The organism is Pseudomonas sp. GZJR-8, assembly GCF_002916705.1.
Taxonomy (GTDB): domain Bacteria; phylum Pseudomonadota; class Gammaproteobacteria; order Pseudomonadales; family Pseudomonadaceae; genus Aquipseudomonas; species Aquipseudomonas synxantha_A.
The window spans coordinates 247,753-271,909 of record NZ_JXSI01000002.1; the positions used below are offsets into that span (position 1 = coordinate 247,753).

Genomic DNA, 24,157 nt, shown 5'->3' on the forward strand with positions numbered 1-24,157 from the left:
CCGAGGGGTGTTCTCCAGCTATTTAGTATTGGGAAGCCACAATGATTGGCATAAAAAGCATCGCCAGTTACGTGCCGGCGGACGGGATCGATAACTACGCCCAGGGTGCCAAGTTCGCCAAGGATGAAGAATTCATCATTGGCAAGATCGGCTCGGCGTTCCTGCCGCGCAAGGAAGCTGCACAGGAGACTTCCGATCTGTGCGTCGAAGCAGTCAACGCCTTGTTTGCCAACAACCCCGAATTGAAGCGTGAGTCCATCGACGCGCTGATCGTCGTCACCCAGAACGGCGATGAAGAGGGCCTGCCTCATACCGCCGCCATCGTTCAGGACAAACTGGGCCTGCCTACCCACGTTGCCGCCTTCGATATTTCCCTGGGCTGCTCCGGCTACGTCTACGGCATCTACGCGATGAAGGGCTTCATGGAAGCCGCCGGCCTGAAAAACGGCCTGCTGATCACTGCAGACCCGTATTCGAAGATCGTCGACCCGGAAGACCGCAACACCACCATGCTGTTCGGCGATGCCGCCACCGCCACCTGGATGGGCGAAGATGCGCCGTGGTTGCTGGGCAAATCCAAGTTCGGCACCGACGGTTCCGGCGCGCCGCACCTCAAAGTCAGCGACGGCGTGTTCTTCATGAACGGCCGCCAGGTGTTCAACTTCGCGCTGCTGAAAGTGCCGGCGCACTTGCACGAGTTGCTCGCAGAGTCGGACCTCAAGGCCGATGACATCGATGCGTTCTGCATCCACCAGGGCAGTGCGGCCATCGTCGATGCCGTGGCGCGTCGCTTTGAAGAGGCGCCGGTGGACAAGTTCATCAAGGACATGGTCGAGACCGGCAACACCGTGTCGTCGAGCATCCCGTTGCTGCTGGAAAAGCACGTGATGGACGCTACCTGGAAGCGCGTGGCAATCAGCGGGTTTGGTGTGGGCCTGTCGTGGGGCTCGGCGATTCTCTATCGCCCGTGATGTTTTAGCCGCTGCATAAAAAACGCCGATGATCCTTCGATCATCGGCGTTTTTTTATTGGCGCCAGAAAAGCCAATGAAACCGGGGTTTTGTGCCGGTGTAAGCCTTTGAAATGCAAGGGCTGGCACAGGGCTACTAAAAAAAATCAAAAAAATCCTCAAGCAACCGGCTACCACGACGATAACTATTACGTAGGTTCTCTAGGCCACACCCGGCGGTCGCCAGGGCCGGAAGCCGCAGTATCCAAACCACGAGGATTTCGTCATGGCATTATCAGTAAACACCAACATCACCTCCCTGGGTGTCCAGAAGAACCTGAACAAAGCTTCCGACGCCCTGAGCCAGTCGATGAACCGTCTGTCCTCCGGCCTGAAAATCAACAGCGCCAAAGACGACGCTGCCGGCATGCAGATCGCCAACCGTCTGAACAACCAGGTCAAAGGCCTGAACGTTGCCATCGCCAACGCCAACAACGGCGTGTCGATTGCCCAGACCGCTGAAGGCGCGATGCAAGAATCCACCAACACCCTGCAGCGTCTGCGTGAACTCGCCCTGCAAGCGTCCAACGGTGACAAAAGCGACGCTGACCGTGTTTCCCTGCAGCAAGAATTCACCGCTAAAGTGGGCGAGCTGAACCGTATCGCCAGCACCACCACCTTCGGTGGTCGTAACCTGCTCGACGGCTCGTTCAGCAACGTAGCCTTCCAGATCGGCGCCAACGCCAACGAGACTATCTCGTTCGGTATGACCGACATCAGCTCGACTGCGCTGAAGGGTAACTACAAAGAAGCTGCTGTCGACGGTGCTGCGATGACTGGCCTGGCTGCTACTGCTACCGGTTCCGTATTGGGCAATAGCGCCCAAAGAACTGGTACAGCCGCTGCAGGGGCGACTGTTGCTACCGACGCATTCACCATCAACGGCACTGAAATTGCCCTCGGTGTTGCCGCTGCCGGTGTTCCAGCAGCTACCGCTGCACTGAACGCCATCAACGCTCAAACCGCAACCACTGGCGTTACTGCTACTGCCGATGCTGCGGGCGTCGTAAGCCTGACCTCGAAAAATGCCATCGTTCTGGGTGCCTCGGCAACCGGTGGTGCAACAGACGGCCTGGCCAAGCTCAATCTGGGTGCAGCGGGCACCGTTCCTTCGAACAACAACCTCAAGTCTGCCGGTGCTGTCTCGGTTAATGGCACTGCCGTGACTTGGGCTGCTAACGACACCATGGCAGCTGTGCTGACCAAGCTAGAAAACGCGGCAGGCGGCGCAGCTGCTGGTGCTTCGGCCACTTTTACTGACGGCCGTGTCAAGCTGACTTCGGGTAATGGCGCAGACATTAAACTGTCCAACACCTCCAGTGGTTCTCTGACGCAGTTGGGTCTGTCGGCTGGTACTACTCAAGCCAAGTTGACCGCTGACACCTCCATCGATGTGAACGGCGTTGAAGTCAAGTTCAAGAAAGGTGACACCGCTGACGCGATCGTTTCTTCGATCAACAGCGCCAGCACCGGTGTTCAAGCCAGCAAAAACGCTGACGGCACCCTGAACCTGTTCGCTGACAAAGACATCACCATCAAGGATGGTAGCGCCGGTACTGGCCTGGCTGCACTGGGTCTGACCGCTGTTGCAGCGGCCGGCACCAAAACCGCCGTCACCATGGAAACCAGCGTTTCTGACCTGAACATCCTGACTGCCGCTGCTTCGCAACAAGCTACCCAGGCTCTGGACGATGCCATGCAGCAGATCGACAGCCAGCGTTCGCAGCTGGGTGCCGTACAAAACCGCTTCACCAGCACCGTGGCCAACCTGCAGAGCATTTCGCAGAACTCCTCCGCTGCCAAAGGCCGCGTAGAAGACGCTGACTTCGCTTCTGAAGCCGCTGAGCTGACCAAGCAACAAACCCTGCAACAGGCTTCCACTGCGATCCTGTCCCAGGCCAACCAACTGCCATCCGCTGTACTGAAGCTGCTTCAGTAATAGCGCTAGCGGTTAAATAACGGGAGGGTGCGTTTGACGACGTGCCCTTCCGTTTTTTCAGTTTGGAGGTGGTGACATGGACATGAGCATCAAGCTGACCTCGTCTTACCCCGCAGGCACGGCCCCGGCCAACCTTGGCGCAGTGGTGACCCAGGCCAAGCCTGTGGCCAGCAATGAGCCGATCAAGAGTGAAGAGCCTCAGCGCGTGGCGCTGGAGAAGGCTGTTACCGATATGCGTGAGTTTGTGCAGGCTTCACAGCGCAACCTGGATTTTTCCATCGATGACTCTACCGGCAAGGTAGTGGTCAAGGTGATCGCCACCGACAGTGGTGAAGTGATTCGACAGATTCCATCGGAGACCGCGCTGAAACTGGCGCAGAACCTGAGCGATGCCGGCAGCCTGTTGTTTGATAGCAAGGCTTGAGTTGGCACGAAACATGTTTCTGATTGCGGTCTAGGCGTTTAAGCGCCAAAAAAACGGCCGCCGCAGGACAAGGAGAATGAAAAATGGCTAGTTCAACGATTTCCGGCCCTGGTTCGGGCTACGACACGCAAGCTATCGTCAAGGCGTTGGTGGGGGCTGAACAGGCGCCTAAACAACAGCAGATCACCAACGAGCAGAAAACTGCCACCGTCCAGTTGTCGGCAGTTGGTTCGATCAAGACGGCGTTGGAGGCCTATCAGGCGGCGATCACCAAGTTGAATAACCCCTCCGCGTTCAATGGGCTGGCGGCAAGTTCTTCGGAAGAGAAAAACGCCAAGGTGACGTTGGGTGACGGAGCATCCAGTGGCAAGTACGTGTTGCAAGTCGATAACCTGGCAACCGCTTCAAAAGTTACCACTGCGGTGAATGCTGAGGGTGCCTCGGGCAAGGCCAACACTACAGACGAAGACCAGACGCTGACCATCAACCAGTCGGGTAAAAGCTTCGATGTGGTGATTCCAGGTGGCGCGACCCTGCAACAGGTGCGAGAGTCAATCAATACCCAGCTCTCGTCGCAGGGTATCAGTGCCAACGTATTGAGCGACTCCAATGGTGCGCGACTGGTACTGACCTCGACCAATATGGGCGAAGGCACCGACATCACCCTCAGCGGTGATTCGCAACTGGCCAGCGGGTATGACAAAGGCACGCCGCCGACCAACGCCAAGTACTCCATCGACGGCATTGCAATGTCATCCAGCAGCAACAAAATCACGTCGGCGATCAGTGGCGTCACGTTGGAGCTGTTGGACACCATTGATGTGAAAAAACCGACGACCATTACCGTGGCCAGTAACACTGACACGTTGAAAACCTCGGTACAGTCCTTCGTCAGTGCGTACAACACGCTGATGACCGCCATCAATACCCAGACCAAAGTTACTGCAACCGGTGACGCGTCGACTACCACTGCCGGTGCGTTGACCGGCGATGCATCAATGCGTCAATTGGTGAACAGCCTGCGCTCCGAACTGGTCAGCGGCTCCGGCGCGGGCACCATGACCAGCCTGGCCCAGATGGGTATCACCACCGATCAGAAAACCGGCCTGCTGAGCCTGGATGACAAGACGTGGGACAAGGCGGTAGTCAAAGGCGCTGGCGATATTGCCAAGCTGTTCACCGGCGACACTGGTTTGATCACGCGCATGAACAAGGCGACGAAGAGCTACGTGGGCACCACCGGCACCCTGGCAACCCGGGCGACGGATCTCAACAACAAGTTGACCGACTTGACCAAAGAGACGGCCGACCTGACACGACGTATGGACGCCTTGCAAAAATCCCTGACCGCCAAGTACACGGCCATGGACACCATGATCGCGCAGATCAACGCCAGCAGCTCCAGCATCCTGACCACCCTCAACTCGCTGAACAATCCGAAATCGAACTGATGGGCGGCGCGCTTTCAGGCCCTGATTCAGGGCCTTGGCGTATGGTTGGGAATTAAAGTTTTCGTCGCCACGGTCGAAAAACTGGTTAAGCAAACCTATTCGATTGTCGCCAGTAACGAGGTAGCAACATGAACCCGATGAGAGCCCTTCGCCAATACCAGAAGGTCAGTTCCCATGCCCAGGTCTCCGAAGCCAGCCCGCACCGCCTGGTGCAGATGCTGATGGAAGGAGGCCTTGATCGCATGGCGCAGGCCAAGGGCGCATTGAACCGTGGGGATATTGCCCAGAAAGGGCTGATGCTGGGCAAGGCGATTGAAATTATCTCTGGCCTGCGTGATGGCCTGGAGCCAGAAAAGGCCGAAGATCCGGCGGCAGTGCACCAGTTGGACGCCTTGTATGGCTATATGAGCAATCGTTTGGTCGAGGCCAACCAGGTGAATGACGCCGAGATAATCGACGAAGTTGCCCGCCTGCTGATCACCGTCAAGACCGGCTGGGATGCCATCGCTCCACAATAAGGCCGATCGCCTTGAGGGACACATCATGAGCCATGCACTGCAACGCATCGACGAAACCCGCGAAGCCCTTCTCGGCGCGCTGGCTGAGCGCAATTGGGAAGCCGTGGGCGAGTTGGACTTGGGTTGCCGCGCGGTGATTGATGAGGTGCTCAGCGAAGCGCCGGTGGACGAGGGCGCCTTGCGCGAGAAACTGGAAAGCCTGTTGGTGGTGTATCAGCAGTTGCTGGAGGTCACGACCGGCGAGCGCCAGGCGATTTTCGAAGAGATGTCGCAGATCAACCAAGCGAAAAATGCGTCAAAGGTTTACCATCTCTTCGGTTGAACGGGCGCAGTTAATCCGCACGGTGCGTCATATATTTGACTGTGCCAGCATTTTTGACTTAACTAGTGCTGTTTTCAGATTTCAGACGTCTAGTAGGTAACAAATCTTACAGGCGTCTTGATTGCCCTCATTCCGGGGCAGGAAGTTTTACTAGGGAAGTTGCTATTGCATGTGGCGTGAAACCAAAATTCTGCTGATCGATGACGATAGCGTCCGCCGCCGCGATTTAGCGGTGATTTTAAATTTTCTTGGTGAAGAAAATTTACCCTGCGGCAGCCACGATTGGCAGCAGGCGGTCAGCTCGTTGGCGTCGAGCCGTGAAGTCATCTGTGTATTGATCGGGACGGTAAACGCTCCTGGCGCAGTTCTGGGCCTGTTAAAGACACTGTCAACCTGGGATGAGTTCCTTCCGGTGTTGCTGATGGGCGATATTTCTTCTGTGGACCTGCCGGAAGACCAGCGCCGCCGCGTGCTTTCCACCCTGGAAATGCCGCCCAGCTACAGCAAATTGCTCGATTCGCTGCACCGCGCCCAGGTCTATCGCGAGATGTACGACCAGGCCCGCGAACGTGGCCGTCACCGTGAACCCAACCTGTTTCGCAGCCTCGTCGGCACCAGCCGGGCGATCCAGCACGTGCGCCAGATGATGCAGCAAGTGGCCGACACCGACGCCAGCGTGCTGATCCTCGGCGAGTCGGGCACCGGCAAGGAAGTGGTCGCGCGCAACCTGCACTATCACTCCAAGCGTCGCGACGGGCCTTTTGTGCCGGTCAACTGCGGGGCGATCCCGGCAGAGCTGCTGGAAAGCGAGCTGTTCGGCCACGAGAAGGGCGCCTTTACCGGGGCGATCACCAGCCGTGCCGGGCGTTTCGAGCTGGCCAATGGCGGCACGCTGTTCCTTGATGAAATCGGCGACATGCCGTTGCCGATGCAGGTCAAGTTGCTGCGCGTATTGCAGGAGCGCACCTTTGAGCGCGTGGGCAGCAACAAGACCCAGAGCGTGGACGTGCGCATCATTGCCGCCACCCACAAGAACCTCGAAAGCATGATCGAGGTCGGCAGCTTCCGCGAAGACCTGTACTACCGCCTCAACGTATTCCCCATCGAGATGGCCCCGCTGCGCGAGCGCGTGGAAGACATCCCGTTGCTGATGAACGAGCTGATCTCGCGCATGGAGCACGAAAAACGCGGCTCCATTCGTTTCAACTCCGCTGCGATCATGTCCCTGTGCCGCCACGGCTGGCCGGGTAACGTGCGTGAGCTGGCCAACCTGGTGGAGCGCATGGCGATCATGCATCCGTACGGGGTGATCGGCGTGGTCGAGTTGCCGAAGAAATTCCGCTACGTCGATGATGAAGACGAGCAGATGGACAGCCTGCGCAGTGACATGGAAGAGCGCGTGGCCATCAACGGTCATACCCCGGACTTCGGTGCCACCGCCATGCTGCCGCCCGAAGGTCTTGACCTCAAGGACTACCTCGGCAACCTGGAACAAGGGTTGATCCAGCAGGCCCTGGACGATGCGCATGGCATCGTTGCCCGCGCCGCCGAGCGTCTGCGCATCCGCCGCACCACCCTGGTGGAGAAGATGCGCAAGTACGGTATGAGCCGCAAAGAAGGTGATGAACAGGCGGATGATTGACGCCTGTTTTTCAACTAGCTGATTTATAGGTAGATTTTTTTCGGCACGGGTATTGCTACAGCCCTCGCAACGTTCCGTTTAACTGACGGTCAGCCAAGCGAGAGAGCATCATGCCCCACGCCGCCCAACTATCTTCGGCCCCTGCCATCCAGGGGCTGGTTTCGCCTGTAGAACCGCCGACCCGCCAGGGCCTGGAACAAGCGTTCTCGCAGTTCAACCAGATGTCGAGCCAACTGACCGACTCCTACAGCCTGCTTGAGGCTCGTGTTTCCGAGCTCAAGGGCGAGCTGGCGGTGGTCAGCGCCCAGCGCATGCAAGAGCTGGCGGAAAAAGAACGCCTGGCCAACCGTCTGCAAAATCTTCTGGACCTGTTGCCCGGTGGCGTGATCGTCATCGACGACCAGGGCCGTGTGCGCGAAGCCAACCCGGCGGCCTGCGACCTGCTGGGCCTGCCGCTGGAAGGCGAGCTGTGGCGCCATGTCATCACCCGCTGCTTTGCGCCGCGAGAAGATGACGGTCACGAAGTCTCCCTCAAGGACGGACGCCGCCTGTCTATCGCCACTCGCTCCCTGGATGCCGAGCCAGGCCAATTGGTGCTGCTCAATGACCTGACGCAAACCCGTCACCTGCAAGACCAGTTGGCCCGTCATGAGCGGCTGTCGTCGTTGGGCAGGATGGTCGCCTCGTTGGCGCATCAGATCCGCACGCCCTTGTCGGCGGCGTTGATCTACGCCAGTCATTTGACTGATGAGCAATTGCCTGTAGCCACTCAGCAACGATTTGCCGGGCGCCTCAAGGAGCGCTTGCATGAATTGGAGCACCAGGTGCGCGACATGCTGGTGTTTGCCCGCGGCGAATTGCCGCTGACCGACCGTGTCACGCCTGCCGGGTTGATGCAGGCCTTGCAAGCAGCGGCGGCGACCCATGTACAGGGCGCCAACCTGCGTTGGCAATGTGATAGCCACCAAGGCGAGTTGCTGTGCAACCGCGACACCCTGGTCGGCGCCTTGCTCAACCTGATCGAAAACGCCACTCAGGCCAGCGGCCCGGATGCACGTCTCAAAGTGCACCTCTACGCCCGCGAACAAACCCTGCGCCTGTGTATCAGCGACAGCGGCAGCGGCATCGACCCCCAGGTGCTGCAACGCCTGGGCGAGCCGTTTTTTACCACCAAGACCAACGGCACTGGCCTGGGCCTGACCGTGGTCAAGGCAGTGGCACGCGCCCATCAGGGAGAATTGCAGTTGCGCTCCCGGTTGGGGCGCGGCACCTGTGCATTGATGACCTTGCCGCTGTTTTCCAGCGCGGCGAGCGCGGAGTAAAAGGATTATGGCTATCAAGGTTTTATTGGTGGAAGACGATCGCGCCCTGCGTGAAGCATTGGCTGACACGCTGCTGTTGGCGGGCCATGACTACCGTGCGGTCGGCTCTGCCGAGGAGGCCTTGGCGGCGGTCGAGCAGGAAGCCTTCAGCCTGGTGGTCAGCGATGTGAACATGCCCGGCATGGACGGCCACCAGTTGCTCAGCCTGCTGCGTGCGCGCCAGCCGCAGCTGCCGGTGCTGCTGATGACTGCCCATGGCGCCGTGGAGCGGGCGGTGGACGCCATGCGCCAGGGTGCGGCGGATTACCTGGTCAAGCCGTTCGAGCCCAAGGCGCTGATCGAGCTGGTCGCCCGACATGCCCTGGGTGTGATGTCGGCGGGCGAGGGTGACGGCCCGATAGCCTTTGAACCGGCCAGCGCGCAATTGCTGGAACTGGCAGCGCGGGTGGCGCGCAGTGATTCCACTGTGCTGATTTCCGGCGAATCCGGCACCGGTAAAGAAGTGTTGGCACGCTACATCCACCAGCAGTCCAGCCGTGCCCAGCAACCGTTCATTGCGATCAACTGTGCGGCGATCCCCGACAACATGCTCGAAGCGACGTTGTTCGGCCATGAAAAGGGCTCGTTCACCGGCGCCATCGCGGCCCAGGCCGGCAAGTTCGAACAGGCCGACGGCGGTACCATCCTGCTCGACGAAATCTCGGAAATGCCCCTGGGCCTGCAAGCCAAGTTGCTGCGTGTGTTGCAGGAGCGTGAAGTGGAGCGCGTGGGGGCACGCAAGCCGATCCAGCTGGATATCCGCGTGGTTGCCACCACCAACCGCGATCTGGCGGGCGAAGTGGCAGCGGGGCGCTTCCGTGAAGACCTGTTCTACCGGCTGTCGGTGTTCCCGCTGGCCTGGCGCCCTTTGCGCGAGCGCCCGGCGGATATCATCCCCTTGGCTGAGCGCCTGCTGAACAACCACGTCAAAAAAATGAAGCATGCCCAGGCGCGGTTATCGCCGCAGGCTCAGGCGTGCCTGGTCAGCTATCCGTGGCCGGGCAACGTGCGCGAGCTGGACAATGCCATCCAGCGCGCGCTGATTTTGCAGCAGGGCGGGTTGATCCAGCCCCAGGATTTTTGCCTGGCCATGGGCAATGGTGCTGCGCCGTTGCCCAGCCTGGCGCCAGCGCCGGTGGTTGCCGAGGCAGAATCGGCCGGTGCCCTGGGCGATGACCTGCGCCGCCGTGAATTCCAGATGATCATCGACACCTTGCGCGCCGAGCGTGGCCGCCGCAAAGAAGCGGCCGAGCGCCTCGGCATCAGCCCGCGCACCTTGCGCTACAAGCTGGCGCAGATGCGCGATGCTGGTATGGATGTGGAAGCTTATCTTTTCGCCACATGACCGGTAACAAGTTCTACAAGCTTTGTCGCCTTTTCTTACGAGTTGCTCCAGAGCTGGCACCCTTGTTGCTACCACCCCTAGTAACCGCTGCGTAGTGTCAAAAAATTGCGGGTCGTCGGAGAGAGAAGGTCATGAGCCAGGGTATTGAGTTCAATCGGTTGATGTTGGATATGCGCGCCATGCAAATGGATGCCATGGCTCAACCGAAATCCGTCGCGCCAGCGCCGGAATTGGGCCAAAGCAGTTTTGCCGACATGCTCGGTCAGGCAATCAATAAAGTCAGTGATACCCAACAGGCCTCCAGCCAGTTGGCAACGGCGTTCGAGATCGGTAAAAGCGGCGTGGACCTCACCGATGTGATGGTCGCCTCGCAAAAGGCCAGTGTGTCCTTCCAGGCCTTGACTCAAGTGCGTAACAAGCTGGTTCAGGCTTATCAAGACATCATGCAGATGCCGGTTTAAGGACGAGATTTAAGTCATGGCAGAAGCACTCTCCGACAACCTCCCCGCCAAGGCAGACGGCAAGCCGCCGTTGTTTGGCCTGTCGTTCCTGGAAAACCTCTCGCAAATGACCATGCTGCGTCAGGTGGGCCTGATGGTCGGCCTGGCGGCCAGCGTGGCGATTGGTTTTGCCGTGGTGTTGTGGTCGCAACAACCCGATTACCGCCCACTGTACGGCAGCCTGTCGGGCATGGATTCCAAGCAGATCATGGAAACCCTCGCCGCTGCCGACATCGCTTACACCGTGGAGCCCAACTCCGGCGCCTTGCTGGTCAAGTCTGATGACGTGGCCCGTGCACGGATGAAACTGGCCGCCGCTGGCGTGGCGCCGTCCGACAGCAATATCGGTTTCGAGATTCTCGACAAGGACCAGGGCCTGGGCACCAGCCAGTTCATGGAAGCCACCCGTTATCGCCGTGGCCTGGAAGGCGAACTGGCGCGCACCATCTCCAGCCTGAATAACGTCAAGGGTGCCCGTGTGCACCTGGCGATTCCGAAAAGCTCGGTGTTCGTGCGTGACGAACGCAAGCCCAGCGCTTCGGTACTGGTCGAACTGTTTGCCGGCCGCTCCCTGGAGCCTGGCCAGGTGCTGGCGATCGTCAACCTGGTGGCCACCAGCGTTCCCGAATTGAGCAAGTCGCAAATCACCGTGGTCGATCAGAAGGGCAACCTGCTCTCCGACATGGCCGAAAACTCCGCGCTGACCCAGGCCGGCAAGCAATTCGACTACAGCCGCCGCATGGAAAGCATGCTCACCCAGCGCGTGCACAACATCCTGCAACCGGTGCTGGGCAACGACCGCTACAAGGCTGAAGTGTCCGCCGACGTAGACTTCAGCGCTGTCGAATCGACCTCCGAACAGTTCAACCCTGACCAGCCGGCCCTGCGCAGCGAGCAGTCCACCAGCGAGCAGCGCACCGCCGCCAATGGCCCGCAAGGTGTGCCGGGGGCCTTGAGCAACCAGCCACCGTCGGCCGCCTCGGCACCGCAGACCACTGGCGGCGCCGCTGCCACTGCTGGCGCGATCCAGCCTGGCCAGCCGCTGCTGGATGCCAACGGCCAGCAGATCATGGACCCGGCCACCGGCCAGCCGATGCTCGCACCGTACCCGGCGGACAAGCGTAACCAGTCCACCAAGAACTTCGAACTCGATCGCTCTATCAGCCACACCAAGCAGCAACAGGGCAAGATCAATCGCCTGTCGGTGTCGGTGGTGGTCGATGACCAGGTCAAGGTCAACCCAGCCGATGGCGCCGTGACCCGTGCGCCCTGGACCGCCGACGAATTGGCGCGCTTCACCCGCCTGGTACAGGACGCCGTCGGTTTCGACGCCAGCCGTGGCGACAGCGTCAGTGTGATCAACATGCCGTTCTCCGCCGAGCGCGCTGAAGTGATCAGCGACCCTGCGTTCTACACCCAGCCGTGGTTCTGGGACATCGTCAAGCAAGTGCTGGGGGTGTTGTTCATCCTGGTGCTGGTGTTCGGCGTGCTGCGCCCGGTGCTCAACAACATCACCGGCGGCGGCAAGAAACAGCTTGCGCTCGCAGGTGGCGACGTCGAGTTGGGTGGCATGGGCGGCCTGGATGGCGAACTGGCCAACGACCGCGTCAGCCTTGGCGGCCCGCAAAGCATCCTGTTGCCAAGCCCGAGCGAAGGCTATGACGCTCAGTTGAACGCAATCAAGAGTCTGGTGGCAGAAGACCCGGGTCGTGTGGCCCAGGTCGTGAAAGAGTGGATTAACGCTGATGAATGATCGAGCCGCTGTGGCCAAGCTCTCTCGGGTCGACAAAGCCGCCGTGTTGCTGCTGTCCCTGGGTGAAACCGACGCTGCCCAAGTGCTGCGCCACATGGGCCCCAAAGAGGTCCAGCGTGTCGGCGTGGCGATGGCGCAGATGCGCAATGTGCACCGCGAGCAAGTCGAGCAGGTGATGAGCGAGTTCGTCGAGATCGTCGGCGACCAGACCAGCCTGGGCGTCGGCTCCGACAGCTACATTCGCAAGATGCTCACCTCGGCGCTGGGCGAAGACAAGGCCAACGGCCTGATCGACCGCATCCTGCTGGGCGGCAACACCAGCGGCCTGGACAGCCTCAAGTGGATGGAACCACGTGCGGTCGCCGACGTGATCCGCTACGAACACCCGCAGATCCAGGCGATCGTGGTGGCTTACCTGGACCCGGACCAGGCCGGTGAAGTGCTTGGCCACTTCGACCACAAAGTGCGCCTGGACATCATCCTGCGCGTGTCGTCGCTCAACACCGTACAACCGGCGGCCCTCAAGGAACTCAACACGATTCTCGAGAAGCAGTTCTCCGGCAACTCGAATGCCTCGCGCACCACTCTGGGTGGCATCAAGCGCGCGGCCGACATCATGAACTTCCTCGACAGCTCGGTCGAAGGCCAGTTGATGGACTCGATCCGCGAGATCGACGACACCCTGTCCGGCCAGATCGAAGACCTGATGTTCGTCTTCAACAACCTGGCCGATGTCGACGACCGGGGCATCCAGGCGCTGTTGCGTGAAGTCTCCTCCGACGTGTTGGTGCTGGCCCTCAAGGGCTCGGACGAAAACGTCAAAGAGAAAATCTTCAAGAACATGTCCAAGCGTGCGTCCGAACTGTTGCGCGACGACCTGGAAGCCAAGGGCCCGGTGCGCGTCAGCGATGTGGAAACCGCGCAGAAGGAAATCCTCACCATTGCCCGCCGTATGGCCGAAGCCGGAGAAATCGTTCTCGGCGGGAAGGGCGGCGAAGAAATGATCTAAGGCGCCTTGCATGTCGAACAAAGATGAGACGCCCAGCGATCTGATTCGCGCGCGGGATGTCGGCGGGTTCGACATCTGGTCGTTGCCCAGCTTCGACCCCCATGTGCCGGAGCCCGAGCCTGAGCCGGTCGAAGAGCTTCCGGTGGAAATGGAAGAAGTGCCGCTGGATGAAGTCCAGCCACTGACCCTCGAAGAGCTTGAAGCCATCCGCCAGGAAGCCTACAACGAAGGCTTTGCGGCGGGTGAGAAAGACGGTTTTCGCAGCACCACCCTCAAGGTCCGCCAGGAAGCCGAGGCAGCGCTGGGCACCCAGCTGGCCAGCCTGGAACGCCTGATGGGCAACCTGTTCGACCCGATTGCCGAGCAGGACACCCAACTGGAAAAATCCATGGTCGACCTGGTGCAGCACATTGCCCGCCAGGTGATCCAGCGTGAACTGGTGCTGGACTCCAGCCAGATCGAAAGCGTGATGCGTGAAGCTCTCAAGTTGCTGCCCCTGGGCGTCGGCAATGTGCGGCTGTACATCAACCCCCAGGATTTCGAGCAGGTCAAAGCCTTGCGCGAGCGCCATGAAGAAACCTGGCGCATCGTCGAGGACGCTTCGTTGCAACCCGGTGGGTGCCGTGTCGAAACCGAACACAGCCGCATCGATGCCACGGTGGAAACCCGCATCAGCCAGATCATGGCCAAATTGTTGGATCAACTGCATGAGCAAGCCCTGCATCCGGCAGCGCCTGACGTGAGCGTTGACCTGGACGCTCCCGATGCGCCTTGATCGCACCAGCTTTGCCAAGCGCCTGAGCAGCTACGCCGAGGCAACCGAATTGCCTGGCCAGCCGATCCTTGAAGGGCGCTTGTTGCGCATGGTTGGCCTGACCCTTGAAGCCGAGGGCTTGCGCGCCGCCATGGGCAGCCGCTGCCTGGTGATCAATGACGACAGCTACCACCCGGTGCAGGTCGAAGCCGAGGTGATGGGTTTTTCCGGCAACAAGATTTTCCTGATGCCGGTGGGCAGCCTGGCCGGTATTGCCCCGGGTGCTCGCGTGGTGCCGCTGGCCGACACGGGCCGCCTGCCCATGGGCATGAGTATGCTCGGCCGCGTACTCGACGGCGCCGGGCGTGCGCTGGATGGCAAGGGCGGCATGAAGGCCGAAGACTGGGTGCCGATGGACGGCCCCACCATCAATCCGCTCAACCGCAATCCCATCAGCGTGCCGCTGGACGTGGGCATTCGCAGCATCAACGGTTTATTGACGGTCGGCCGCGGCCAGCGCCTGGGCCTGTTCGCCGGTACCGGCGTGGGTAAGTCGGTGTTGCTGGGCATGATGACGCGCTTTACCGAGGCCGACATCATCGTGGTCGGGCTGATCGGTGAGCGGGGCCGTGAGGTCAAGGAGTTCATCGAGCACAGTCTCGGTGAAGAAGGGCTCAAGCGCTCGGTGGTGGTAGCGTCGCCTGCGGACGATGCGCCACTGATGCGCCTGCGCGCAGCCATGTACTGCACACGCATCGCCGAGTATTTCCGTGACAAGGGCAAGAATGTGCTGCTGCTGATGGATTCGCTCACGCGTTTCGCCCAGGCCCAGCGGGAAATCGCCTTGGCCATTGGTGAGCCACCGGCCACCAAAGGCTATCCGCCGTCGGTGTTCGCCAAACTGCCCAAGCTGGTGGAGCGCGCCGGTAATGCCGAGGCCGGCGGTGGCTCGATCACTGCGTTTTATACCGTGTTGTCCGAAGGCGACGACCAGCAAGATCCGATTGCCGACTCGGCGCGGGGCGTGCTCGACGGCCACATTGTGCTGTCGCGACGCCTGGCAGAAGAAGGGCACTACCCGGCCATCGACATCGAAGCGTCCATCAGCCGGGTGATGCCGGCGGTGGTCACCCCTGAGCATATGGCCCGTGCGCAGCAGTTCAAGCAACTGTGGTCGCGTTACCAGCAGAGCCGCGACCTGATCAGCGTCGGCGCCTATGTGGCCGGCGGCGATCGCGACACCGACCTGGCCATTGCCTTGCAACCACAGCTGGTGAACTACCTGCGCCAGGGCCTCAATGACAAGATCAGCATGGGCGAAAGCGAAGCGCATCTGCAGTCCATCTTCGCCCCCGCGCCAGGCGGTTAAGCCATGGCCAACAGCCGCGCCGCGCGCCTGGCCCCGGTGGTGGAAATGGCCGAAAAGGCCGAGAAAACCGCCGTGCAACGCCTGGGTTACTTTCAAGGCCAGGTGCGCCTGGCAGAGAGCAAGCTGGGCGACCTGGAGCGCTTTCGCCTGGAATACCAACAACAGTGGATCGAGCGCGGCAGCAAGGGCGTGTCGGGCCAGTGGTTGATGGGTTATCAGGGCTTTCTCAATCAGCTTGAAACAGCCGTCGGCCAGCAGCGCCAGAGCCTGGCCTGGCACCAGAACAACCTCGATAAAGCCCGGGAAAGCTGGCAGCAGGCGTTTGCCCGCGTGGAAGGTTTGCGCAAGCTGGTGCAGCGCTATATCGACGAAGCGCGGGCGATTGAAGATAAGCGCGAGCAAAAGCTGCTTGATGAATTGTCCCAACGCCTGCCCCGCCAGGAACAATTCTAACCAGCGACGCAGGATAGATGTGTTGCTCAGATCCGGTTCGCCTGCTAAACCTTGTTGCACAGTGCCAATGACAAGGAAGCAGTCACATGTCAATCGAGTCCGATGTATCCCTGGATGGGAAGAAGTTGACGATCGCAATCAAGGGCCGGTTCGATTTCGGCAGCCACCAAGACTTTCGCAATGTCTACGAGCATGTTTACCCCAAGCCGGAGACTGTTGTGGTGGACTTGAGGAGGACCACCTACATGGACAGTTCGGCCCTGGGCATGCTCTTGTTGCTGCGTGACCACACGGGTGGCGATACGTCCGATATTCGCGTGGTTAATAGCAACCCCGACGTGCGCAAGATCCTCGCCATTTCCAACTTCGACAAACTGTTCGATATCAGTTGAGCGCCTTGGCCCCGGTCCTTGAGGCGCTGACTATCCTGATCGCCGAAGACAGCGCCGCCGATCGGCTGTTGCTGTCGACCATCATCCGCCGCCAGGGCCATCAGGTGCTGACTGCCAGCAACGGTGCCGAGGCGGTGGAGATCTTCCGTCATGAGCGCCCGCAACTGGTGCTGATGGATGCGCTGATGCCGGTGATGGACGGCTTTGAAGCCGCCCGGCAGATCAAGCAGTTGGCGGGGGAGGCGCTGGTGCCGATCATCTTCCTCACCTCCCTGCGCGAAAGCGAAGCGCTGGCCCAATGCCTGGACGCCGGCGGCGACGACTTCTTGCCCAAACCTTACAACCCCCTGATATTGGCGGCGAAGATCAACGCCATGGATCGCCTGCGCCGCCTGCAGGCCACGGTCTTGCAACAACGCGACCTGATCGCCAGGCACCACGAGCACCTGATGCATGAGCAGCGGGCAGCCAAGGCGGTGTTCGACAAGGTTGCCCACTCCGGCTGTATCAATGCCGCACCCAATATCCGCTACCTGCAATCGCCCTATGCCTTGTTCAACGGTGATTTGCTGCTGGCGGCCTACACGCCGTCCGGTGACATGCACGTGCTGCTCGGCGATTTCACCGGCCATGGCTTGCCGGCCGCCATTGGCGCCATGCCGTTGGCCGAAGTGTTCTACGGCATGACTGCCAAGGGCTACGGCCTTACGCAGACCTTGCGGGAGATGAACGCCAAGCTCAAGCGCATCCTGCCGGTGGACATGTTCTGTTGCGCCACCTTGTTGTGCCTGAGCGCCCAGCGGCGTGCGGTCGAGGTGTGGAACGGCGGTATGCCCGAAGGCTATGTGCATGAAGTCGCCACTGGCAAGCGCACGCCGCTGATGTCGCGGCATCTGCCCCTGGGCGTGCTGTCGGCGGAAAGCTTTGATGACAGCACCGAGGTCTGGCCCATGGCCTTGGGCGACCGGGTGTTTCTGCTCTCCGATGGCGTGCTGGATACGGCTGACGCCAATGATCAACTGTTCGGCGCCGAGCGGTTGCAACAGGTGTTCGCTGCCAACCGCGAGCCTGACCGCCTGTTTGAGGATATCGAGCACGCCCTGGCTACGTTTCGGGGGCTGGCGCGCGATGACGTCAGCATGGTCGAGATCACTTTGCTCTCCGGCCAGGCGCTGCGAGTGGCCGAGCCGATGTATGCCGACAGCGGCCAGTCGTGCCCGCTGGATTGGTCGGTGGGTTTTGAGTTTCGCGCCCAGACGCTGCAGCGCTACAACCCGCTGCCGTACCTGCTGCAACTGCTGCTGGAGATCCATGGGTTGCGCGAGCAGAGCGGCGCGCTGTACAGCGTGATGGCGGAGTTGTATTCCAATGCCCTGGAACATGGTGTGCTGGGCCTGGACTCACGGCTCAAGCGCGATGCGCAAGGGTTTGCGCAGTATTATCATCAGCGCAATGAGCGTCTGGCGCAGCTGAGCAGTGGCTACGTGCGCGTGGATGTGCAGGTGGTACCGACCGACAAGGGCGGCAAGATGACCCTGTGCATCGAAGACAGCGGGCCGGGTTTTGATGTCGAACAGGAGCTGGCGCGGCCCTTGGAAGTTGACCGTCTGTCTGGCCGAGGGCTGAACCTGGTGCGTCAACTGAGCAGCGCTGTACGCTGGTCCGAGGGCGGGCGCCGTGTCTGCGTGGAGTTTTGCTGGGAAGCTCTGGCATAATCCGCTGATTCTTGATCAAGGAGCGAGCAAGTGGCTGAGATTCATCTGGACCCCGACGTGTTGTCGGGTTTGCAGGACGTCATGGAGGGTGAGTATCCCAAACTGCTCGACACCTTCCTCGATGACTCGCAAAAGCGCATCGAAGCGCTGCGCGACGCGCGCGACGATGCCAAGGCATTGGGACGGATTGCGCACAGTTTCAAAGGCAGCAGTGGCCACCTTGGGGCGGTGCGGCTGGCGCAGCTGTGTCAGCGCCTGGAGGCTGAGTCCGTCAAGCCATCATCGGATCTGGGCGAATTGGTTGACCAGATCGATCATGAGTTCGCGTTAGTCCGGCCGCTGTATGAGTCGGAGCGCCAACGTTCAGTTTCTGAATCATCGCGCTAAACCTGGCCCGACTCTTGCTCTATCTCCACAGACTGCATCCCCGACCCCATGCAGTGGAGAACCTTACCCATGCCAGTCGCCCCCAATTCGCTCCTTCAGGCTGCCCCTGCGGCCAAGCCGTCAGCGCCTGCCGCTAACCCGCCGGTAGCGGTTGCGGCCCCGCGAGACAAGGGCGCAGGCTTTGCTCAAGTGTTTGCCAACCAGGGCGCCAAGCCGACGCTGAAGGGCGACGACACCCCCAATAAGGTCACGCGTGACAAGCCTTCCGATACCGGCGCCAAACCGGCTGCCGGCAGCGACAAGCCTGCCGCCAGCAAGCCGGCGGTTGCCGATAGCGGCAATCCCTTGCCTGCCAAGCCGTCGGCCAAGCCCGATGACAGCGCCGGCACCGAGGGCGATAAACCCAGCGATCCAGTTCTGGCGCAGTCACCTGCGGTAGACCCTGTTGTCGACCCTGCGGTAATCGCCGCCGCGACGCCGGTGGCGGTGCCTGTACAAGTGTCGGCGGTTGACGAGGACGCCAAGGCCCAGCCGGTGGTCGCTGTGGTCGAGGAGGCCTTCGACCCGCAGGCTGATCCCCTGGATGCGATGCCGGCCGTACGCCTGGCGATGGAGCAGGGCGGTCATGTGTCGGCCAGCAGCCAGACGCCGCAGAAAAGCGCAGCCGCCCCTACGGATCAACCGACCGCCGCGCAGAGCTTTGCCGCTGGCCTGGCCACGATGGTCGACCAGCAAGCCACCAAGGACAGCACCGACCAGGGTGGCGACAAGGCGTTTGGTGCGTTGATCGATGACGGCCTCAAGGACCTCAAGAACGCCAGCAGCGACACCCGCGTGGACGATTTCGCCAACCGCCTCGCCGCGCTGACCCAGGCCGCCACGCCCAAAACCGCCAACGCCTTGCCGCCGGTTGCCAATGCACCGCTGGCCATGCACCAGAGCGGCTGGACCGAAGAGGTCGTCAACCGCGTGATGTACCTCTCCAGCGCCAACCTCAAGTCGGCCGAGATCCAGTTGCAGCCGGCTGAGCTGGGACGTCTGGATATCAAGGTCAACATGACGGCGGACCAGCAGGCCCAGGTCAATTTCATGAGCGGCCATGCGGTGGTGCGTGAAGCGCTGGAAAGCCAGTCTGGCCGCTTGCGTGAGATGTTTGCCCAGCAGGGGATGGGGCAGGTGGATGTGAATGTGTCCGACCAGTCCCGTGGGCAGGACCAGCAGCAACAGCAGGGCCAGGCGGGGGGGGTGAGCGGCAGCGGCAGGCGTGCTGACAGCGGCGACGCTGGTGGCCCTGTGGACGTGGCCGAAGTGGCGGGGCCCGTGAGCCAGAGCGTGATCGGCTCCAGCGCGGTCGACTACTACGCCTGACTTCCTGTCCAAACCCGGTCAGTGTGGGAGCTGGCTTGCCTGCGATGGCGGTGTATCAGTGACACATATGTGAACTGACCCACCGCCATCGCAGGCAAGCCAGCTCCCACATTTGATTTGGGTTGCCTTCGCGCCAGACAACTCTGGCATAACACTTGCTCTTGCCTTCCCGTAGATCTATGAATTCCCGAATAGTGACGGATTATTGGCATGGCGAAGAGCGACGACGCAGCAACTCCCCCCGCAGCAGGCAAAGGCAAGCTCAAGCTGATCCTGTTGATTGTGCTGGGCCTGCTTTTGGCTATCGGTGCCTCGATTGGCGGCACCTGGTACATCATGCACAGCAGTGCAAGCAAGCCGGCACCCGCCGCCGATGCCGCCACCAACGTCAAGCAACCGGCAATCTTCGAGCAGATGCTCCCGGCGTTTGTTGCCAATTACAACGTCAACGGTCGCCAGCGCTACCTGCAAGTGAGCATTACCTTGCTGGCGCGCAACCAGGCGGACCTGGATGCCCTCAAGGTGCATATGCCGGTGATCCGCAACAACCTGGTGATGCTGTTCTCCGGGCAGGCCTTCGACAGCCTGGCCACCCCGGTCGGCCAGGAAATGCTACGCCAGAAGGTCACTGCCAGCGTGCAGGAAGTGGCCCAGAAAGAACTCGGCAAAGTCGTGGTCGAGCAGGCGCTCTTCACTAACTTCGTATTGCAGTAGGATCACGACATGGCCGTGCAAGACCTGCTGTCCCAGGATGAAATCGACGCGCTGTTGCACGGCGTGGACGATGGTCTGGTACAGACCGAAATGGCTGCCGAACCCGGCAGCGTCAAAAGTTATGACCTGACCAGCCAGGATCGCATCGTCCGTGGACGTATGCCGACCCTGGAAATGATCAATGAACGTTTCGCCCGCTACACCCGTATCAGCATGTTCAACATGCTGCGCCGTTCGGCGGACGTGGCGGTGGGCGGCGTGCAGGTGATGAAGTTCGGTGAATACGTGCACTCGCTGTACGTGCCCACCAGCCTCAACCTGGTCAAGATCAAGCCGCTGCGCGGCACCGCGCTGTTCATCCTCGACGCCAAACTGGTGTTCAAGCTGGTGGACAACTTCTTCGGCGGCGACGGCCGTCACGCCAAGATCGAAGGGCGTGAATTCACCCCCACCGAACTGCGTGTCGTGCGCATGGTGCTGGAGCAAGCCTTCATCGACTTGAAGGAAGCGTGGCAAGCGATCATGGAAGTCAATTTCGAGTACATCAACTCGGAAGTGAACCCAGCCATGGCCAACATCGTCGGCCCCAGCGAGGCGATTGTGGTGTCGACCTTCCACATCGAGCTCGATGGCGGTGGCGGTGACCTGCACGTGACCATGCCGTACTCGATGATCGAGCCGGTGCGCGAAATGCTCGACGCCGGTTTCCAGTCCGACCTCGACGATCAGGACGAGCGCTGGGTCAAGGCCCTGCGCGAAGACCTGCTGGATGTCGACGTGCCCCTGAGCGCCACCGTGGCCCGTCGGCAGTTGCGCCTGCGCGATATTTTGCACATGCAGCCCGGGGATGTGATCCCTGTCGACCTGCCGGAAGAACTGATCATGCGCGCCAATGGCGTGCCGTCGTTCAAGGTCAAGCTCGGTTCCCACAAAGGCAACCTGGCGTTGCAAGTGGTTGAGCCGATCAACCGACGCTGATTCAACCCTAATTCATGATTGTTTGCTGCGCCGAGGACATGTAATGGCTACCGAACACGAAAACACTTCCGCCGAAGACCAGGCCCTGGCTGACGAGTGGGCCGCGGCCCTGGAAGAAACCGGCGATGTTGGCCAGGACGACATCGACGCACTGCTGGCCGCCGACGCAGCCACTGCGCCTGCCGGCAAGCGCCTGCCGATGGAAGAATTTGGCAGCGTGCCGAAGAACAACGAGCCGGTGACCCTCGACGGTCCGAACCTGGATGTGATTCTTGACATCCCCGTGTCGATTTCCATGGAAGTGGGCAGCACCGAAATCAATATCCGCAACTTGCTGCAACTCAACCAAGGCTCGGTGATCGAGTTGGACCGCCTGGCCGGTGAGCCACTGGACGTGCTGGTCAACGGCACGCTGATCGCCCACGGCGAAGTGGTGGTGGTCAATGAGAAGTTCGGCATCCGCCTGACGGACGTGATCAGCCCGAGCGAACGCATCAAGAAGTTGCGCTGAGATGAAGTACTCGATGGCGGGACTGTTGCTGGCGCTGCCATTGAGCGCCCGGGCGGTAGAGCCGGTCGCGCAAGCGGCTGCGGCACCGGTGGTCGGCAGCGTCGGCGGGCAATTGACGCAGCTGGTGCTGGGCCTGTTGCTGGTGATCGGCTTGATCTTTGTGCTGGCCTGGCTGATGCGCCGCGTACAGCGCATCGGCCCGGGCAATGGCCAGATGATCGAGCTGGTCGGTTCGCGCGCCCTCGGCCCGCGTGATCGGCTGGTGCTGGTGCAAGTCGGCGAGGAGCAGATCCTGCTTGGCATCACCCCCGGACGCATCACCCCGCTGCATGTACTCAAGACTCCGGTGGACGCGGCCAAGACCGAGACCGCCACGCCAGAATTCGCCCAGCGCCTGATGGAGTTGCTGGGCAAGGATCAGAAGGATAAGAAGTAATGCGCGTTTTGCTGACGCTCATGCTGTTGCTGGCCGCGCCGCTGGCCCTGGGCGCCGACCCGTTGTCGATCCCGGCGATCACCCTGGGCACAAACGCGGCCGGCGCGCAGGAATATTCGGTCAGTTTGCAGATCCTGCTGATCATGACCGCGCTGAGTTTTATCCCGGCGTTCGTGATGTTGATGACCAGCTTCACGCGGATCATCATCGTGTTCTCGATCCTGCGCCAGGCCCTGGGCCTGCAGCAGACACCGTCGAACCAGATCCTCACCGGCATGGCCTTGTTCCTGACGCTGTTCATCATGGCGCCGGTGTTCGACAAGGTGAACCAGCAAGCCCTGCAACCTTACCTCGCGGAAAAGCTCAACGCCCAGGACGCCATCGACAAAGCCCAGGGCCCGATCAAGGACTTCATGTTGTCGCAAACCCGCTCCAGCGACCTTGAACTGTTCATGCGCCTGTCCAAGCGTACCGACATCGCCACTCCGGACCAGGCACCGTTGACCATTCTGGTGCCGGCGTTCGTCACCTCCGAATTGAAGACCGCGTTCCAGATCGGCTTCATGATCTTTATCCCGTTTTTGATCATCGATCTGGTGGTGGCGAGCGTGCTGATGGCCATGGGTATGATGATGCTGTCGCCGTTGATCATCTCGTTGCCGTTCAAGATCATGCTGTTTGTGCTGGTGGACGGTTGGGCGCTGATTATTGGCACCCTGGCCGGCAGTTTCGGAGGGATATAGGGCCATGACCCCAGAAGTCGCCGTCGACCTGTTCCGCGAAGCGCTGTGGCTGACCACCCTGATGGTCGCCGTGCTGGTGGTGCCGAGCCTGTTGGTCGGCCTGCTGGTGGCGATGTTCCAGGCGGCCACCCAGATCAACGAACAAACCCTGAGCTTCCTGCCGCGTCTGCTGGTGATGCTGGTGACCCTGATCGTCGCCGGCCCTTGGCTGGTGCAAACCTTCATGGAATACATCCTGCAGTTGTACGGCAGTATTCCGCAGTTGATCGGCTGAGCCGATGCAGTCCTTGCTGGCGTTGACCGACACTCAGATCAGCACCTGGGTGGCCTCGTTCATCCTGCCGCTGTTCCGCGTCACGGCGATGTTGATGGCCATGCCGGTGTTCGGTACCACCCTGGTTCCGCGTCGCGTGCGTTTGTACTTTGCCGTGGCGATCACCGTGGTGATTGTGCCGGGCCTGCCACCGATGCCGCCGGTCAACGCGCTGGACCTCAGCGCCTTGCTGTTGATCGCCGAACAGATCCTGATCGGCGCCATGCTCGGGTTTTCCCTGACCCTGTTTTTCCAGGCTTTCGTGGTGGCCGGGCAAATCATCTCGATCCAGATGGGCATGGGCTTCGCGTCCATGGTCGACCCCACCAACGGCGTGTCGGCGGCAGTGATCGGGCAATTTCTGACCATGCTGGTGACCTTGCTGTTCCTGGCCATGAACGGACACCTGGTGGCGTTCGAGGTGCTGACCGAGAGTTTCACCACCTTGCCGGTGGGCGCAGGCTTGGTGGTCAACCACTTCTGGGAACTGGTGGGGCGCCTCGGTTGGGTACTCGGCGCGGCGCTGTTGCTGGTGTTGCCGGCGATCACGGCGCTGCTGGTGGTCAATATCGCGTTTGGCGTGATGACCCGTGCGGCGCCGCAACTGAACATCTTCTCGATTGGTTTCCCGCTGACCCTGGTGTTGGGCATGGGGATTTTCTGGGTCGGCCTGGCCGACATTCTCAATCAGTATCAACCGCTGGCCACCGATGCCCTGCAGTTCTTACGTGATCTGGCACGGGCGCGCTGA

Annotated in this window: 26 protein-coding genes; all 26 read left to right on the forward strand. The window is 60.8% G+C overall.

Annotation, left to right across the window (positions count from 1 at the left end; translation table 11 throughout):
• Positions 1-41 precede the first annotated feature (41 nt).
• The 26 genes from TK42_RS04460 (at position 42) to fliR (ending at position 24,157) form a co-directional block, all read left to right on the forward strand.
• Positions 42-971 (forward strand): ketoacyl-ACP synthase III, encoded by a 930-nt coding sequence (locus TK42_RS04460; RefSeq protein ID WP_005790096.1) that lies wholly within the window; start codon positions 42-44, stop codon positions 969-971.
• A 264-nt stretch (positions 972-1,235) separates the two neighbouring features.
• Positions 1,236-2,948 (forward strand): flagellin, encoded by a 1,713-nt coding sequence (locus TK42_RS04465; protein ID WP_103733682.1) that lies wholly within the window; start codon positions 1,236-1,238, stop codon positions 2,946-2,948.
• A 76-nt stretch (positions 2,949-3,024) separates the two neighbouring features.
• Positions 3,025-3,372, forward strand: a complete 348-nt coding sequence (locus TK42_RS04470; protein ID WP_032880057.1) for a flagellar protein FlaG — start codon at positions 3,025-3,027, stop codon at positions 3,370-3,372.
• A gap of 83 nt (positions 3,373-3,455) precedes the next feature.
• Positions 3,456-4,823 carry a flagellar filament capping protein FliD gene (fliD, locus tag TK42_RS04475; protein ID WP_005790092.1) on the forward strand — a complete coding sequence of 456 codons (1,368 nt, stop codon included), beginning with the start codon at positions 3,456-3,458 and terminating at the stop codon, positions 4,821-4,823.
• 128 nt (positions 4,824-4,951) lie between these two features.
• Positions 4,952-5,341, forward strand: a complete 390-nt coding sequence (gene fliS / locus TK42_RS04480) for a flagellar export chaperone FliS (RefSeq protein WP_005790090.1) — start codon at positions 4,952-4,954, stop codon at positions 5,339-5,341.
• Positions 5,342-5,366: 25 nt separating this feature from the next.
• Positions 5,367-5,663, forward strand: a complete 297-nt coding sequence (locus tag TK42_RS04485) for a hypothetical protein (RefSeq protein WP_014719354.1) — start codon at positions 5,367-5,369, stop codon at positions 5,661-5,663.
• 169 nt (positions 5,664-5,832) lie between these two features.
• The gene (locus tag TK42_RS04490) at positions 5,833-7,305 is read left to right on the forward strand and encodes a sigma-54 dependent transcriptional regulator (protein ID WP_032880059.1); all 1,473 of its coding nucleotides are present in this window, start codon (positions 5,833-5,835) and stop codon (positions 7,303-7,305) included.
• Positions 7,306-7,415: 110 nt separating this feature from the next.
• Positions 7,416-8,627, forward strand: a complete 1,212-nt coding sequence (locus TK42_RS04495; RefSeq protein WP_005790086.1) for a PAS domain-containing sensor histidine kinase — start codon at positions 7,416-7,418, stop codon at positions 8,625-8,627.
• A 7-nt stretch (positions 8,628-8,634) separates the two neighbouring features.
• Positions 8,635-10,011 carry a sigma-54 dependent transcriptional regulator gene (locus TK42_RS04500; protein WP_103733683.1) on the forward strand — a complete coding sequence of 459 codons (1,377 nt, stop codon included), beginning with the start codon at positions 8,635-8,637 and terminating at the stop codon, positions 10,009-10,011.
• 131 nt (positions 10,012-10,142) lie between these two features.
• The gene (gene fliE / locus TK42_RS04505) at positions 10,143-10,472 is read left to right on the forward strand and encodes a flagellar hook-basal body complex protein FliE (RefSeq protein ID WP_005790083.1); all 330 of its coding nucleotides are present in this window, start codon (positions 10,143-10,145) and stop codon (positions 10,470-10,472) included.
• 16 nt (positions 10,473-10,488) lie between these two features.
• A complete protein-coding gene (fliF, locus tag TK42_RS04510; RefSeq protein ID WP_032880061.1) occupies positions 10,489-12,264 on the forward strand; it encodes a flagellar basal-body MS-ring/collar protein FliF in 1,776 nt (591 codons plus the stop codon).
• Positions 12,257-13,273 (forward strand): flagellar motor switch protein FliG, encoded by a 1,017-nt coding sequence (gene fliG / locus TK42_RS04515; protein WP_003192957.1) that lies wholly within the window; start codon positions 12,257-12,259, stop codon positions 13,271-13,273. The genes fliF and fliG overlap by 8 nt, the downstream gene beginning before the upstream one ends.
• A gap of 10 nt (positions 13,274-13,283) precedes the next feature.
• Positions 13,284-14,048 (forward strand): flagellar assembly protein FliH, encoded by a 765-nt coding sequence (gene fliH, locus TK42_RS04520; protein WP_032880062.1) that lies wholly within the window; start codon positions 13,284-13,286, stop codon positions 14,046-14,048.
• On the forward strand, positions 14,038-15,396 hold the full coding sequence (gene fliI / locus TK42_RS04525; protein ID WP_005790078.1) for a flagellar protein export ATPase FliI: 1,359 nt from the start codon (positions 14,038-14,040) through the stop codon (positions 15,394-15,396). The genes fliH and fliI overlap by 11 nt, the downstream gene beginning before the upstream one ends.
• Before the next feature lie 3 nt (positions 15,397-15,399).
• Positions 15,400-15,849 carry a flagellar export protein FliJ gene (fliJ, locus tag TK42_RS04530; RefSeq protein WP_005790077.1) on the forward strand — a complete coding sequence of 150 codons (450 nt, stop codon included), beginning with the start codon at positions 15,400-15,402 and terminating at the stop codon, positions 15,847-15,849.
• Between the two features lie 86 nt (positions 15,850-15,935).
• A complete protein-coding gene (locus TK42_RS04535) occupies positions 15,936-16,241 on the forward strand; it encodes an STAS domain-containing protein (protein ID WP_103733684.1) in 306 nt (101 codons plus the stop codon).
• Positions 16,238-17,956 (forward strand): fused response regulator/phosphatase, encoded by a 1,719-nt coding sequence (locus tag TK42_RS04540; RefSeq protein WP_032880064.1) that lies wholly within the window; start codon positions 16,238-16,240, stop codon positions 17,954-17,956. The genes TK42_RS04535 and TK42_RS04540 overlap by 4 nt, the downstream gene beginning before the upstream one ends.
• Before the next feature lie 30 nt (positions 17,957-17,986).
• Positions 17,987-18,343, forward strand: coding sequence for an Hpt domain-containing protein (locus tag TK42_RS04545; protein WP_103733685.1), 357 nt, complete (start codon positions 17,987-17,989; stop codon positions 18,341-18,343).
• A 69-nt stretch (positions 18,344-18,412) separates the two neighbouring features.
• The gene (locus TK42_RS04550) at positions 18,413-19,711 is read left to right on the forward strand and encodes a flagellar hook-length control protein FliK (protein WP_103733686.1); all 1,299 of its coding nucleotides are present in this window, start codon (positions 18,413-18,415) and stop codon (positions 19,709-19,711) included.
• A gap of 210 nt (positions 19,712-19,921) precedes the next feature.
• Entirely contained in the window at positions 19,922-20,425 is a 504-nt protein-coding gene (gene fliL / locus TK42_RS04555; protein WP_005790069.1) for a flagellar basal body-associated protein FliL, read from the forward strand.
• Positions 20,426-20,434: 9 nt separating this feature from the next.
• On the forward strand, positions 20,435-21,403 hold the full coding sequence (gene fliM, locus TK42_RS04560) for a flagellar motor switch protein FliM (RefSeq protein WP_005790068.1): 969 nt from the start codon (positions 20,435-20,437) through the stop codon (positions 21,401-21,403).
• 43 nt (positions 21,404-21,446) lie between these two features.
• A complete protein-coding gene (gene fliN, locus TK42_RS04565) occupies positions 21,447-21,914 on the forward strand; it encodes a flagellar motor switch protein FliN (protein WP_005790067.1) in 468 nt (155 codons plus the stop codon).
• A gap of 1 nt (position 21,915) precedes the next feature.
• Positions 21,916-22,350: a flagellar biosynthetic protein FliO gene (fliO, locus tag TK42_RS04570; RefSeq protein WP_103733687.1), complete on the forward strand. Its 435-nt coding sequence runs from the start codon at positions 21,916-21,918 to the stop codon at positions 22,348-22,350.
• Positions 22,350-23,093 carry a flagellar type III secretion system pore protein FliP gene (gene fliP / locus TK42_RS04575; protein ID WP_103733688.1) on the forward strand — a complete coding sequence of 248 codons (744 nt, stop codon included), beginning with the start codon at positions 22,350-22,352 and terminating at the stop codon, positions 23,091-23,093. The genes fliO and fliP overlap by 1 nt, the downstream gene beginning before the upstream one ends.
• A 4-nt stretch (positions 23,094-23,097) precedes the next feature.
• Positions 23,098-23,367, forward strand: a complete 270-nt coding sequence (gene fliQ, locus TK42_RS04580) for a flagellar biosynthesis protein FliQ (protein WP_003192936.1) — start codon at positions 23,098-23,100, stop codon at positions 23,365-23,367.
• A gap of 4 nt (positions 23,368-23,371) precedes the next feature.
• Positions 23,372-24,157, forward strand: coding sequence for a flagellar biosynthetic protein FliR (gene fliR, locus TK42_RS04585; RefSeq protein ID WP_005790062.1), 786 nt, complete (start codon positions 23,372-23,374; stop codon positions 24,155-24,157).